This window comes from Mesorhizobium sp. M1A.F.Ca.IN.022.06.1.1 (genome assembly GCF_003952605.1).
In the GTDB taxonomy this organism is placed as follows: domain Bacteria; phylum Pseudomonadota; class Alphaproteobacteria; order Rhizobiales; family Rhizobiaceae; genus Mesorhizobium.
The window spans coordinates 166,694-181,050 of record NZ_CP034455.1; the positions used below are offsets into that span (position 1 = coordinate 166,694).

The 14,357-nt window shown below is 63.7% G+C and carries 8 protein-coding genes and 1 pseudogene; 3 read left to right on the plus strand and 6 right to left on the minus strand.

Features of this window, described 5'->3' with window-relative positions; all coding sequences use genetic code 11:
• Positions 1-252 precede the first annotated feature (252 nt).
• From EJ078_RS00895 to EJ078_RS00910, 4 genes and pseudogenes are all read right to left on the minus strand, one after another.
• A pseudogene (locus tag EJ078_RS00895) lies at positions 253-677 on the minus strand (GFA family protein).
• A 48-nt stretch (positions 678-725) separates the two neighbouring features.
• A protein-coding gene (gene prfB / locus EJ078_RS00900) for a peptide chain release factor 2 (RefSeq protein WP_127216475.1) occupies positions 726-1,857 on the minus strand; the annotation gives its coding sequence in 2 pieces (ribosomal slippage) (positions 726-1,790 and positions 1,792-1,857; 1,131 coding nt in all).
• Between the two features lie 127 nt (positions 1,858-1,984).
• Positions 1,985-4,441, minus strand: a complete 2,457-nt coding sequence (locus EJ078_RS00905) for a penicillin-binding protein 1A (RefSeq protein WP_066989516.1) — start codon at positions 4,439-4,441, stop codon at positions 1,985-1,987.
• 231 nt (positions 4,442-4,672) lie between these two features.
• Complete coding sequence (locus EJ078_RS00910; protein ID WP_095778678.1) at positions 4,673-5,929, minus strand: N-acetylmuramoyl-L-alanine amidase; 1,257 nt, start codon at positions 5,927-5,929, stop codon at positions 4,673-4,675.
• Between the two features lie 637 nt (positions 5,930-6,566).
• On the opposite strand from EJ078_RS00910, the gene EJ078_RS00915 reads away from it, so the two are divergent.
• A complete protein-coding gene (locus EJ078_RS00915; RefSeq protein ID WP_208721047.1) occupies positions 6,567-9,521 on the plus strand; it encodes an Rne/Rng family ribonuclease in 2,955 nt (984 codons plus the stop codon).
• Between the two features lie 103 nt (positions 9,522-9,624).
• Here the strand turns inward: EJ078_RS00915 and EJ078_RS00920 are convergent, their stop codons facing one another.
• Entirely contained in the window at positions 9,625-10,554 is a 930-nt protein-coding gene (locus EJ078_RS00920; protein WP_189413829.1) for a glutaminase, read from the minus strand.
• A gap of 5 nt (positions 10,555-10,559) precedes the next feature.
• The gene (locus EJ078_RS00925) at positions 10,560-11,708 is read right to left on the minus strand and encodes an aminotransferase class I/II-fold pyridoxal phosphate-dependent enzyme (protein WP_127216806.1); all 1,149 of its coding nucleotides are present in this window, start codon (positions 11,706-11,708) and stop codon (positions 10,560-10,562) included.
• Positions 11,709-11,915: 207 nt separating this feature from the next.
• On the opposite strand from EJ078_RS00925, the gene EJ078_RS00930 reads away from it, so the two are divergent.
• Positions 11,916-13,307, plus strand: coding sequence for a M48 family metalloprotease (locus EJ078_RS00930; RefSeq protein ID WP_208721048.1), 1,392 nt, complete (start codon positions 11,916-11,918; stop codon positions 13,305-13,307).
• A gap of 57 nt (positions 13,308-13,364) precedes the next feature.
• Positions 13,365-14,168: a DsbA family protein gene (locus EJ078_RS00935; RefSeq protein ID WP_067321649.1), complete on the plus strand. Its 804-nt coding sequence runs from the start codon at positions 13,365-13,367 to the stop codon at positions 14,166-14,168.
• Positions 14,169-14,357 lie beyond the last annotated feature (189 nt).

The window sequence follows — 14,357 nt, forward strand, 5'->3', positions numbered from 1 at the left end:
CGGAACGTGTCTTCCCAGTGGCCGGATCGTCAGTCGCAGATATGCCGCGTCCGGCCATACATGCTTCTATACCCAGCCCGAATGCTGGGCTGATTCCTTGGCCGGCGCAAGAACTGGGCGTGCCCTCGGAATCGCACCGGGGTTCAGCAGCGGCCGCAGAAAAGGGTGCGCCGACTTGGTTAACAATAACTACGACAAGCCTGCGACCAGGGGTGCCTAAGAACGAAATTCTGCCGACGGAAGTTCCGACCGTCAGCCGGTGACATGTTCACGATATTGCGGCAGGTCGTCCGTAATCGTGAACCATGGCGCCTGGAACCGACGAAGATATGTGCACTTGGGCGAATGCTCGGATCGCCTGTCAGGGTCCCCATGGCAACATGGACGTAGGCACCCTCCCGCACCAAGGAGTAGAGCAAGGAGCCGCACTGCCCGCAATGCGCATCGTGGCCGCCGGCATCGCCATAGATCAGCAGCCTGTCGTCGCCCGCGGTGAGATGAAACTTGTCGCGCGCGATGCCGGCAATGGGCTTGAAAGCCGACCCTGTAGTACGGCGGCAGTTCGAGCAATGGCAATTCACCGCGTAGGCGAATTCATCGGTCACCTCGTAGCGGACGAGGCTGCAGAAGCATTGCCCGGCAAGCGTACGAGCACCTGCCTTTTCCGGATTTGCCAAGGTCTCACCCCCTGCCAGCCGCCACCCGGCGGAAAGTTTTCGGAATACCTAGTCGAGGTCCGCCACCGCCTCACCTGCACCGCCCTCGATGCGATGCGACAGCGAGGCCTCCATGAATTCGTCGAGATCGCCGTCGAGCACGCTTGACGGGCTGGTGTTTTCGACGCCGGTGCGCAGATCCTTCACCAGCTGATAGGGCTGGAGGACGTAAGAACGAATCTGGTGGCCCCAGCCGATATCGCTCTTCGAGGCCTCGGTGGCGTTCGCCACGGCTTCGCGCTTCTTCAGCTCTTCCTCGTAGAGCCGCGAGCGCAGCATCTCCCAGGCCTTGGCCCGGTTCTTGTGCTGCGAGCGTTCGGCTTGGCAGGCAACTGCGATGCCGGTCGCGAGGTGGGTGATACGCACCGCCGAGTCGGTGGTGTTGACGTGCTGGCCGCCCGACCCGGATGAACGGTAGGTGTCGATGCGCACGTCGGATTCCGAAACGTTGATCTCGATCGTGTCGTCGATGACGGGATAGACCCAGACGCTGGCGAAGGAGGTGTGGCGGCGCGCATTGCTGTCGTAGGGCGAGATGCGCACCAGGCGGTGAACGCCAGATTCCGTCTTCAGCCAGCCATAGGCGTTGTGCCCCTTGATGAGCACAGTGGCCGACTTGATGCCGGCCTCTTCGCCTTCATGGACTTCCAGCACCTCAACCTTGAAGCGGCGCCGCTCAGCCCAGCGCGTGTACATGCGCAAGAGCATCGACGCCCAGTCCTGGCTCTCGGTGCCGCCGGCGCCGGCATGGATTTCAAGATAGGTGTCGTTGGCGTCCGCCTCGCCCGACAGCAGGGTCTCGACCTGACGGGCCTTGGCCTCGCCCCGCATCGAACGCAGCGCCGCTTCGGCTTCCGCGACGACGCCCTCGTCGCCCTCTTCCTCGCCGAGTTCGATCAGGCCGATATTGTCCTCGAGCGCCTGGGTCAGCCCTTTGACCGCCGCGATCCCCTCATCGAGGCTCTGGCGCTCCCGCATCAGCTTCTGCGCTTCCGCGGGGTCGTTCCAGAGGCTGGAATCCTCCGCGCGCGAGTTCAGATATTCAAGCCGCTTGAGGGCCGGATCCCAGTCAAAGATGCCTCCTCAGCAGGGTTATCGCCTGCCTGATCTCGTCGACAATGTTCTGCGTTTCCGCGCGCATGGCTCTTCGTTCTGTCCTGTACTTGTCGTTCTTTTCGGAATCGGCGCGATACATAGGCACGGCACCGCCGCCTGTAAAGCGAAATGGGCCGGCGTTGAGCTGCCGGCCCATTCGAAACCTGGGGAAGTCAGTAAAGGCCGCCGCCACCGTCCTGGATGGCCTGATTGGCCTGCGGCGACAGCGCGCCGCCGGCACCATTGGAGCCGTCCGCGCCCATGCCGATGACCCAATAGCTGTCGGCCGGGCCGGTGCCGGGCTTGAACGCCTCGATGATGGTGTTGGGGTCGCCTTCGGCCGCGCGCATGCCGGTCTTGCGGTTGATGGCGATCAGCTTCATGCCTTCCGGAACCTGGAAGTCGACATTGGGCGTGCCGTCGAGCGCGACGCGCATGAAGTCCTTGAAGATCGGCGCGGCGAGGCCACCACCCGTGGCCCCCTTGCCCAGGCCGCGCGGCGTATCGTAGCCCATATAGAGGCCGACGACGAGGTTCGGCGTGAAGCCGATGAACCAGGCGTCCTTCTCATCATTGGTGGTTCCGGTTTTGCCGGCGATATGGCGGCCGAGCTCGGCGATGGTGGCGCCGGTGCCGCGCTGCACCACGCCCTCCATCATTGAGGTGATCTGGTAGGCGGTCATCGGATCGAGCACCTGCTCGGAATTGTCGACCAGTTCCGGCTCGGGTTGGTTCTTCCATTCGGCAGCGTTGCAGCCCTCGCAGCCGCGTTCGTCCTGCTTGAACACGGTCTTGCCGTAGCGATCCTGGATGCGGTCGATCAGCGACGGTTTGATCGACTTGCCGCCATTGGCCATAATCGAATAGGCGGACACCATGCGCATGACCGTCGTCTCGCCGGAGCCCAGAGCCATCGGCAGATAGGGCGCAAGATGATCGTAAACGCCGAAACGCTCGGCATATTCGACGACCAGCTTCATGCCCATGTCGTTGGCCAGCCGCACCGTCATCAGGTTGCGCGACTTCTCGATGCCCGAGCGCAAGGTGGCCGGGCCGGCGGCCGTGCCGTCATAGTTCTTCGGCGTCCAGGTCGTGTTGCCGCTCTGGATGGTGATCGGCCCGTCCATGATCACGGAAGCCGGCGTGTAGCCGTTGTCGAGCGCCGCCGAATAGACGATCGGCTTGAACGAGGAGCCCGGCTGGCGCATCGCCTGGGTCGCTCGGTTGAACTCCGACTGCGCGTAGGAGAAGCCGCCGACCATGGCCAATACACGCCCGGTATGCGGGTCCATGGCTACCAGACCGCCTTCGACCTCGGGCACCTGGCGCAGGCTATAGGCGTTGTCGGAGCCCTCGTTCTTCTGCACGAAGATGACGTCGCCGGGTTCAAGCACTTCCGCCGGAGATTTCGCCCGGACGGACTTGCCGTTGACGAAATGGCGCATGGCAAAGCCCATGTCGTCCTTGCTGACTGTTCCCTCGACGCGGTCCTTGACGAGGTCGCCGGAGACCTGGCGCGCCGGCTGAATGCCGATCGTCAGCCCGTCGGCAGAACTGTCAAGCACGACGGCGAGCGTCCACTCCGGCACGTCCTCCAGCCCCTTGACCGCGCCGAGCGGCACGCCCCAGTCGCCGGAAACGTCGATATGGGTCACCGGTCCGCGATAGCCGCGCAGCGTATCGTATTTCAGCAATCCGTTCTGCATCGCCTTGCGGGCGATGAGCTGGATTTTCGGATCGAGCGTGGTGCGCACCGACAGGCCGCCCTCATAGAGCGCATTCTCGCCGTAGCGGGCGATGATCTGGCGGCGCACCTCCTCGGTGAAATACTCGCCCGCGAACAGGTAGGAGCCGTTGCGGCGCGGCTTCACGCCGAGCGGCTCGGCCTTGGCCTTGTCGCCCTCCTCGCGCGTGACGTAGCCGTTCTCGACCATCTGATCGATGACCCAATTGCGGCGCTCGATCGCCCGGTCGGCATGCTTGAAGGGATGATAGTTGTTGGGGCCCTTGGGCAGCGAAGCAAGGTAAGCGGCTTCAGCGACGGTGAGTTCGTTGACCGACTTGTCGAAATAGGTCAGCGCGGCGCCGGCCACGCCATAGGCGCCGAAGCCGAAGAAGATCTCGTTGAGATAGAGCTCGAGGATGCGGTCCTTCGAATAGGCCTGTTCGATGCGGAAGGCCAGGATCATCTCTTTGATCTTGCGCTCGTAGGTCTGGTCGGAGGTCAGCAGGAAGTTCTTTGCAACCTGCTGCGTGATCGTCGAGGCGCCGACCTGACGCCTGCCGGAGCCGAAATTCTGCAGATTGACGATGATGGCGCGGCCGAGGCCGGTGATGTCGATGCCCGGATGGTTATAGAAGTTCTTGTCCTCGGCCGACATGAAGGCTGCCTTGACGCGGTCCGGGATCGCCTGGATCGGCAGATAAAGGCGCCGCTCGCGAGCATATTCGGCCATCAGCGAGCCATCCGAGGCATGGATGCGCGTCGTCACCGGCGGCTCATATTTGGCCAGAACCTCGTAGTCGGGTAGATCCTTCGTCAGATGGCCGATGTAGATGGCAAGGCCCGCAGCGACCAGCAGCGCCAGCGTCGTGCCGATGCCGAAGAAATAGCCGATGAGACGAATCATGCCCGCTCCAGTCCGAGGTCCGGGATTTCCTAAACGAAGCCGACAGTCGCGCAAGCTTCAGGGCCGGTCCCAATCCGCAATGGAAACCCATTGTCGCGACCATGTGGACAAAATACGGCAGCACGAAGTTTCAGGACTCCGTCCGTCAAATAATAACGCCACGTGTTGTCGTCGCGCAACGCTGCTTGCGGTTGTAGGACGGCTCAAGGTTGTGGGCGGGTTCGGTCCCCGTCAGCCCCCAGCCCTGGCTCCCGCTTTCGCCGCGGCAAACAGGGCAACGGCATTGGTTATGCTCTGAGCCGCCTTGCCGCGCCAGTCGGCGCTGAGCAATTGCGCCTCGTCCTTGCTGTTGGAGAGGTAACCAAGCTCGACCAGAACCGAGGGCACGTCGGGCGCCTTCAGCACCTTGAAGCCGGCCGAGCGCTGCGGATTGTTGATCAGACCGACGCTGGTCGACAACTGGCCGACCAGCGTGTGCGCAAAGCTCATCGAAAAGCCGTGGGTCTCGCGGCGGATGAGGTCGATCAGGATATCGGTGACCTCCTTATTGTCGTCCTCGATCTTTAGGCCGGCGAACTGGTCGGAGAGGTTTTCACGATCGGCGAGCGCCTGAGCCTCGGGATCGGAAGCCTTGTCCGAGAGCGTGTAGACCGTGGCGCCGCGGAGACCTCTGACGGCGATCGTATCGGCATGGATGGAGATCAAGAGATCGGCTTCGTGCTGGCGGGCGATGCGCACGCGCTCGTCGAGCGGCAGGTACACGTCACTGTCCCGTGTCATATAGACATCATAGCTGCCAACCGCGGCCAGCTTGTCACGTAGTTCGGTCGCAAAGGCGAGCGTGACGTTCTTCTCGACCGTGCCGCCGGCGCTCTCCGCGCCGCCGTCGACGCCGCCATGACCCGGATCGATGACCACTGTGAAGCGGTGCCCAGGCGCCGAAATCGGCCCTGTGCCGACACGGCCGCCCTTGTCGGTAGAAACGGTCGAGCCGGTCGTCAGCGATTGGTTGGCCAAAGCCTCGTCGAATTCTCTTTCGGATGCGGCCGACATGTCGATGGCGACGCGATAGCCGCTGCCATCGTCATTCTTCAGCACCTCGAGCTTGTCGACGGCAAACGGTCCCTTGCCGGACAGGATCAGCCGAGAGCCTTTGCCCTGATCGCCGTAGCGGACGGCGCGCACCAGCCCGCGCGGCTTCACGTCCTTGGCGTTGAGGGCGAATCGCGTGCGCGGCAGGTCGACGACAAGGCGGCTGGGACCGCGCAGCAGAAACCACTTCACGTCCGGTTCTCGGTCGAAGGTCACGACGATGCGCATCTTGGTCGCGTCGCCGGCCATCTTGTAGCCGGTGGCGCCAAGCAACCCGTCGGCCCGCGAGGCGGCGGTCGCGCCAAGCAGGATCACCAGCAGGAAAACAGTCCTTGCCATGAGCCGCAGATATCCGGCGGCGCCACGCTCCTTGTCTGCGGTGCCTGCCAGTCCCATCTCTATTCTAGTCGCTCCCCGTTAGGCGCCTCGCGCCGGCCTGTTTGGCAGAACGGCCTGTCTGGCGGCCAACCCGATTAACGATTGGTATCCAGAGAAGGTTAACCAAGCCTTTCATGCGGTAGGTGGAGCGCCACCTTCCCCAGCGGAAGCGCTTTTTGCCGGCATCCGAAATCGGGGTTGCCTTCCAACCCGCCAAATCATAAAAGCGACATTGGATCACTGCAATCCTGGAACCGCCCGCCCTGCAGCTTCCCGCCAGGGTAAGATGTGCAAGGCGCTTCCGGGTTTCAGATGATCGCGACGATTTTCGCAGGCGTGCTCCCGTGGCGGGGGAATCGCTTGCGCGATGAAAACGGCCGGGATCTCCCGCGCCGGCTCTGTGCGAGCAAACAAGCTGGTCCGGCCAAGCCCGGGCTTTGGTTCAAAAGGTTCTGCTGGGTGCCGATGGCTTCAAGCGCAATCATGGAAAGGTCCGCATTGAACCGCGCCATTGTGGCTGCGGGCGGCACCGCCATCGCGCTCAAGCTTCGGCCGGCGGACATTCAATTATCCGGCAGCCACACAAATCCAGGCACACAGCGGCGGGGTCTGCCTCGCCAGCTGCGGCTGATGGCTGCCGGGAGGAAACGAAATAATGCCCAACAAGATGCTGATAGACGCCTCCCACCCGGAGGAAACACGCGTTGTTGTCGTTCGCGGTAACCGCATCGAAGAATTCGACTTTGAATCCCAGGACAAGAAGCAGCTCAAAGGAAACATCTATCTCGCCCGCGTAACCCGCGTCGAACCTTCCCTTCAGGCAGCCTTTGTCGAATATGGCGGCAACCGTCACGGTTTTCTCGCCTTCAGTGAAATTCACCCCGACTATTACCAGATCCCGGTCGCCGACCGTCAGGCCCTGCTGCGCGCCGAAGCGCAGGAGGCGGACGACGAAGAGGACGAGGAGGCCGAGACCGGCGAGGAACAGCAGGCGCGCGATCGCGGCGGCCGCCGCAACCGCCGGCGCGGCGGCAAGAACCGCGACCGGGCCGAGCAAAAGCGCGGTTCCGATGCTGCCGGTGCCGACGAAGGCGGCGAAAGCGCCGATGAGGTCGCAGCTTCCAGCGCTTCCGCTGATGAGCCCGGCGATGCGGCCGATACCTCGACCGAAGCCACCGAAGGCTCCGAAACCGTTGAGACCGTAGCCGAGGCAGCCGGCGAAGAGGAGAACAAGGCCCCCGAAGCCGGCAGCGACACCGAAGACGCCGATGCGACCGACAGCGAGAATCGCCAGCCTTCCGAGAGCGGCCCCACTTCGATCGCCGCGAGCATCGATGCGGATGTGATTTCGGAACCGGTGCAGGCCGAATCGACCAGCGAGGTCGCTCCGGCCGAGGAAGCCGCTCCCAGCGACGATGATCGCGGCATGCTCGAAGAAGTTTCGTCCGCACATTCGGACGAACACGAAATCGAATCGGTCGGCGCCGAGGATGCGCTTGAAGAGGTTCGCAACCGCCGCAAGCCGGTGCGCCGCCAGTACAAGATCCAGGAAGTCATCAAGCGCCGCCAGATCCTACTGGTCCAGGTCGTCAAGGAAGAGCGCGGCAACAAGGGCGCGGCGCTGACCACCTATCTGTCGCTCGCCGGCCGCTATTCGGTCTTGATGCCGAACACCGCGCGTGGCGGCGGCATATCGCGCAAGATCACCAATGCCCAGGACCGCAAGCGGCTGAAGGAGGTCGTCGCCGATCTCGAGGTGCCGCAGGGCATGGGAGTCATCCTGCGCACCGCCGGCGAAAGCCGCACCAAGGCCGAGATCAAGCGCGACTATGAATATTTGATGCGGCTTTGGGAGAATGTCCGCAATCTCACGCTGCAGTCCACGGCCCCTGCCCTGGTCTATGAGGAAGGCAGCCTGATCAAGCGCTCGGTCCGCGACCTGTACAACAAGGATATCGACGAGATCCTGGTCTCCGGCGAGGACGGCTACCGCGAGGCCAAGGACTTCATGCGGATGCTGATGCCGAGCCATGCCAAGGTGGTTCAGCCCTACCGCGACACCACGCCGATCTTCGTGCGCAACGGCATCGAGGCGCAGCTCGACCGGATGCTGCAGCCGCAAGTGACGCTTAAGAGCGGCGGCTACATCATCATCAACCAGACCGAGGCGCTGGTCTCGATCGACGTCAACTCCGGCCGCTCCACCAAGGAGCATTCGATCGAGGACACCGCGCTCCACACCAATCTGGAGGCCGCCGAGGAAGTCGCGCGGCAGCTCAGGCTGCGCGACCTTGCCGGCCTGATCGTCATCGACTTCATCGACATGGAGGAGAACCGCAACAACCGCGCGGTCGAGAAGCGGCTGAAGGATCACCTCAAGAACGATCGCGCCCGCATCCAGGTCGGTCGCATCTCGCATTTCGGCCTGATGGAGATGTCGCGCCAGCGCATCCGTGCCAGCGTGCTGGAATCGACGATGAAGCCCTGCCCGCATTGCGGCGGCACAGGCCATGTGAGATCGGACTCCTCGGTGGCGCTGATGGTGGTGCGGGCAATCGAGGAATTCCTGCTCAAGGATTCGCGCAGCCACATCACAGTGCGCACGCCGGCGGCGACCGCGCTTTATGTGCTCAACCACAAGCGCGCCAATCTGGTCGAGCTCGAGGCCCGGTTCGGCCTGAGCATCACGCTCGAAGCCGACGAGACGCTGGGCGCGCAACACTACGCGATCTTCCGCGGCGCGGTGGCTGAGAAGCCGGAAGGCTTCGTCGAGGTGCCCAGCCTGCCGACCTATGTCGAGCCGGAAGAGCCCGAGGACGAGATCGTCGTCGAGGAGGAAGAAGAGGTATCGGTTCAGGCCGAACAGCCGCGCCATCCACAGCAGGGACAGCATCCGCATCGGTCCGAGGACGGCGAAGGCGGCCGCAAGCGCCGCAAACGCCGTCGGCGGCGCGGCGGCAAGGATCGCGACCGCGAGCATCAAGGCCATGGCGATGCCGTCTCGGCCCCCGCACCTGCGGACGTCGGCACGATTGCTGGCGAAGCGACAGCCGAGGTAACGGCTGAAGCACCGGCCGGGGCGGAAGCAGCCGAAGAGGGGCAGGGCAAGAAGCGCCGTCGCGGCAAGCGCGGCGGCAAGCGCAATCGCCGCGAGGAAGGCGAAATCCCTGCCGATGCCGATGCCGGCGATGGTTTCGAAGGCGAAGAAGCGGAAGTCGAAGCTCCCGAGGGCGCGCCGCCGGTCGCTGCAGCCGAAGAGCAGGCCGCGCCCTCGCCTGCCAATGACGATGTCGCGGAAACGGAGAAGCCGAAGAAGCCTCGCCGTGCACCGCGATCGAAGAAGGCTGTCGAGGAAACCGTCTCCGAGAAAGCGCCCGAGCCGGCGGCGGGACTTCCCGCTGAACCTGCGGCGGCCGAACCGGAGCTGGCAGCGGCCGCTGCTGCTCCGAGCGAGGCTGAAGCATCCGTCAATGCCCATCCAACGCGGCGCAAACCGCAGTCGATCGACACGCCGGCTGTCCCCGTCGTTTCGTCCAACGTCAGCGAGGAAGCCAAGACCGAAGAAAAGCCGAAGCGTGCCGGCTGGTGGCAGCGGAAGGGCTTTTTCTAAGCTCTGTCAGCTCATTAGGTTTCGCTGTTGAACAGAAGATCCCGTGCTCGTCCGGCGCGGGATTCTCGTTTTCTGGCCTTCCAATCTTGCGCCCCAGCACCTGCTAAGGCGCGAAGATCGACCAGTTCATCATCCTGGCGAGCTTCTCAAGCGCTATGGAGCCGAGCTTTGAATTGCCGTTCTCGTTGAGGCCGGGGGACCAGACGGCGAGCGAGGCGACGCCCGGCACGATGCCAAGAATACCGCCGCCGACGCCACTCTTACCCGGAATGCCGACCCGGAAGGCGAAATCGCCGGAGCCGTCATAGTGGCCGCAGGTCAGCATCAGCGCGCCGATGCGGCGCGCACGCTCGGTCGACACGACCGACAGCCCGGTCGCCGGGTTCCGACCGCCATTGGCGAGGAAGCGGCCGGCCATGGCGAGCTGCCGGCAGCTCATGGCGATGGCGCAATGATGGAAGTAGACGCCCAGCGCCAGCTCCGGCTCATGGTCGAGATTGCCAAAGGACTTCATGTAATTGGCCAGAGCGAAGTTGCGGTAGCCGGTAGCGCGTTCCGAGGCCGCGACCTCGCGGTCGATGATGATCGTGTCGTCGTCGGCCAGGAATTGGACGAAGCGCAGGATCTCGCCGATCGCCTCGCGCGGCTGGTGGCCGGCAAGCAGGATGTCGGATACGACGATGGCGCCGGCGTTGATGAACGGATTGCGCGGAATGCCGCTCTCATGCTCGAGCTGGACGATCGAGTTGAACGGATTGCCCGACGGCTCGCGGCCGACACGCTGCCACAACGCATCGCCGATCTTGCCCAGCGCCAGGGTCAGCGTGAACACCTTCGAGACGCTCTGGATCGAAAAGGGCTGATCGGCATCGCCGGCAACGATGATGCGCCCGTCATTGGTCACGGCGGCAATGCCGAATTTCTTCGGATCGACCTTGCCGAGCTGCGGGATATAGGTGGCGACATCGCCACGATCGCTGCGCTCGGTCATTTCGGCGGCCACTTCCGCCAGCGCCTGTTCAAGCTCGGGCATGGCGTCTATTTCAGCCAGCTTTCGATGCGCGCCAGCGCCTCGACCATGTCGTCATGGCTGCCGGCATAGGAAAAGCGCATGGTGCGATGGCCCTGGAGCGGATCGAAATCACGGCCGGGCGTGGCCGCCACATGCGCCTCGGCCAGCATCTTGCGCGCGAAGGCCATGCTGTCATTGGTGTGCCGCGTGACATCGCAGAAGGCGTAGAACGCGCCGTCCATGGGCGCCGCGAGCGGGAAGCCCAGCTCCGGCAGACGCTTCATCAGCAGGTCGCGGTTCCAGGCATAACGCGCCTTCACCGCTTCCAGCTCTTGCGTGGCATTGAAGGCCTCGATCGCCGCGACCTGCGATAGTTCCGGCGGCGAGATGTAGAGGCTCTGCGCGATGCGCTCGACCGGCCGCACCAGTTCGTCCGGCAGCACCATCCAGCCGATGCGCCACCCGGTCATGCAATAATATTTCGAGAAGGAGTTGATCACCGTCACGCCGGCGCCATAGGCAAGTGCAGTGACGTCGGGCGCGGCATAGGCCAGCCGGTGGTAGATTTCATCCGAGATCACCGCGATGCCAAGCTCGCCTGCGGTCTTCACCAACGCGGAAAGCTCGTCGGCTGGAATGACCGCGCCGGTCGGATTGGCTGGACTGGCAAACAGCACGCCTTTCAACGGCTTCTCGCGGTGTGCGCTCTTCAGGTGGTCGGCATGCAGATAGGCGTCCGATCCAAGCTCGATCTCGACGATCTCGATGCCAAGCGCGGCCATGATGTTGCGGTAGGCCGGATAGCCGGGCGCGGCGATGGCGACGCGGTCGCCGGGATCGAACATCGCCAGGAAAGCCAGGTTGAAGGCGGCGGACGATCCGGTTGTGACGGCGATACGGGCGGGCGCGACATCGATTCCGTAATGCTCGCCATAGTGCGCGGCGATCGCCTTGCGCAGCTCCGCCAGGCCAAGAGCATCGGTGTAGCCGATGCGGCCGTGCTTCAGCGCGAGAGCGGCGGCTTCGCGGACGCCGACCGGCGCCGGGTCCGACGGCTGGCCGACCGCCATCGATACCACGGGAATCCCGGTCGCCTTCAGCCGGTTGGCCTCGGCCAGAATATCCATGGCGTGGAACGGCTCGACCTCGCCGCGGCGTGAAAGCGAAACGACCATCTGACTCTTCAGCCTGCCTTTGGTTGGCAAATCCACAGGCAAACCATCGCTCGCTTGCCCTGGAACTGCCGGGAGTTCGACGGCAGCGCCGCACAAATGCCCGATTGGTGTGGGGATCACAAGCGCGCAGGAAGTTATCGGCGCCGACTTTTCATCCTTCGCCCGCTCGTCTACCAGTGGACCTGTCATGTTGAGCCGACCCGAACGATGATCGATAGATCGACCGCAATAGGGCGAACCGCGCGCGGGTTCGCGACGCTCCTGCTTGCCGCCGCCGTCGCGGTGTCCACTTCGCTGAGCGCCTTCGCGCAAGGCGTGCCGGTGGTGCGCGACGCCGAGATCGAGGCGCTGGTGCGCGACTATGCCCGACCGATCTTCAAGGCGGCGGGCCTTGCCAATGACGGGATCGACATCGTTCTCGTCAACGACCAGAGCTTCAATGCGTTCGTGACCGGCCGCCGCCTGTTCATCAACACCGGCGCGCTGGTGACGGCCGAGACGCCGAACGAGATCATCGGCGTCATCGCGCACGAGGCCGGCCATATTGCCGGCGGCCACCAGCAGAAGCTGCGCGATCAACTCGATCGCGCCAAGACCATGGCCATCATCGCCACGCTGCTCGGGGCGGGCGCGATCGTGGCCGGCGCCACCACCAACAGCCGCGGCCTTGCCGGCACCGGCATGGGCGTCGCCGCCGGCGGCGGCGAGATGGCGCAGCGCAGCATCCTTGCTTATCAGCGCGGCGAAGAAATCACCGCCGACCGCTCGGCGATCACCTACCTCAATGCCACCGGCCAGTCCGGCATGGGCATGCTGAAGACCTTCGGGCGCTTCCAGAGCGCGCTTTCGCTGTCGGGCACCCAACTCGATCCTTACCGGATCAGCCATCCGATGCCCCGGGAGCGCATCGCCAATCTCGAGGTGCTGGTCAAGGCGAGCCCATATGTCAGCCAGGTCGACGCGCCGGCGCTGCAGCAGCGGCATGACATGATGCGCATCAAGATCGCGGCCTATATGCAAGGCCAGGCGGCCGTGGCGCGGCTGATGCGCAAGAACCCGACCAGCCTTGCCTCGCGCTATGGCGACGCGCAGCAGACCTATCTCTACGGCAATCCTGGCGCCGCGCTGACGAAAACCGCGGCCCTAATCAAGGAACAGCCGAAGAACCCCTATTTCCAGGAACTGCGCGGCGACATCCTGATGAAGGCCAACAGGCCCAAGGACGCCGCGGATGCCTATGCCAAAGCGGCGAGCCTCGACGCGGCGCGGTCCGGCTTGCTGCTGGTCTCGCTCGGCCAGGCGCTGATGGCGGTCGGCACGCCGGACTCAATCAACAAAGCGGTGGCGCAGCTCAACAGCGGGATCGGGCGCGACAAGGAAAACGCCGTAGCCTACCGCTATCTGGCTCAAGCCTATGCCGAATTGGGGCAAATCCCGGCCGCCGACCTTGCGACAGCGGAGGGCCATTTCTATTCGGCCGACTATAAGAACGCGAAGATCTTCGCCATGCGCGCTCAACAGAAATTGAAGCGCGGCGAGCCCCGCTGGCTTCGCGCGCAGGATATCATAAACTACACGCCATCTAACAAACTCAAGTGAACCTCCCGGCCGCGCACGGCGACCAGGTTGGACCGGGACAGGCAGAAGGAACTGATCATGAACAAGGCAATCCTGCTCGGCAGCGCCGGCGTGGCGGTGGCGCTCGGCATGCTGGCATTCGGCTTCGTGGCAGGAAGCCCGCAGGCCGCTAGGGCCGACACGACGCAAGCCATCCAGGTGGCCTCGGCGGACAGCAAGATCGACCGCAAGGAGGTCGAAGGCATCATCCGCGACTATCTGTTGAAAAACCCCGAGGTCCTGCTCGAGGTTCAGGACGCGCTCGAGGCCAAGCAGAAGGAAGAGCAGCGGCTCGCCGCACTCGGCGTCATCAAGGATGCGAAGGACGAGATCTTCAACTCCACCTTCGACGGCGTGGTCGGCAACCCGAAGGGCAAAGTCACCATCGTCGAGTTCTACGACTACAATTGCGGCTTCTGCAAACGCGCCATTGAGGACATGAAGGCGCTGACCAAAGCCGATCCGGACCTGCGCTTCGTGCTCAAGGAGTTTCCAATCCTCAGCCCGGATTCGCAAAAGGCCAGCGTGGTCTCGATGGCCTTCCATCTGATGATGCCGGAGAAGTACAGCGAGTTCCACACTGCGCTGCTCGGCAGCCAGGGCCGTGCCACCGAATCCACCGCCATGAAGGTCGCTGTTTCGCTCGGTGCCGACGAGGCGAAGCTGCGCGAGAAGATGAAGGATCCGAGCATCAACGAAGCGCTCTCGCGCACCTACGATCTCGCCACCAAGCTGTCGATCACCGGCACGCCGTCCTATGTGGTCGGCAATGAGGTGGTGTTCGGCGCGCTCGGACAGCAGGTTCTGGCGGAGAAGATCGAGCAGGCCAAGAGCGCGCTCTAGGTTTGGGCATGGTCTTTTCCGAAAACCGCTGCACAGTTTTCGGGATCATGCTCTAAGGGATTGCGAGTCGCGATAACAGGCGGTTTTCCGCCTGTTGTGGACAGCGAAAGAACGTACTTGCGCTCTTTTCGCGGGCGGATATGCCCATTATAGAGGTCCGGCGCGCCGGCTTGAGGCCGGCGCCGAAGA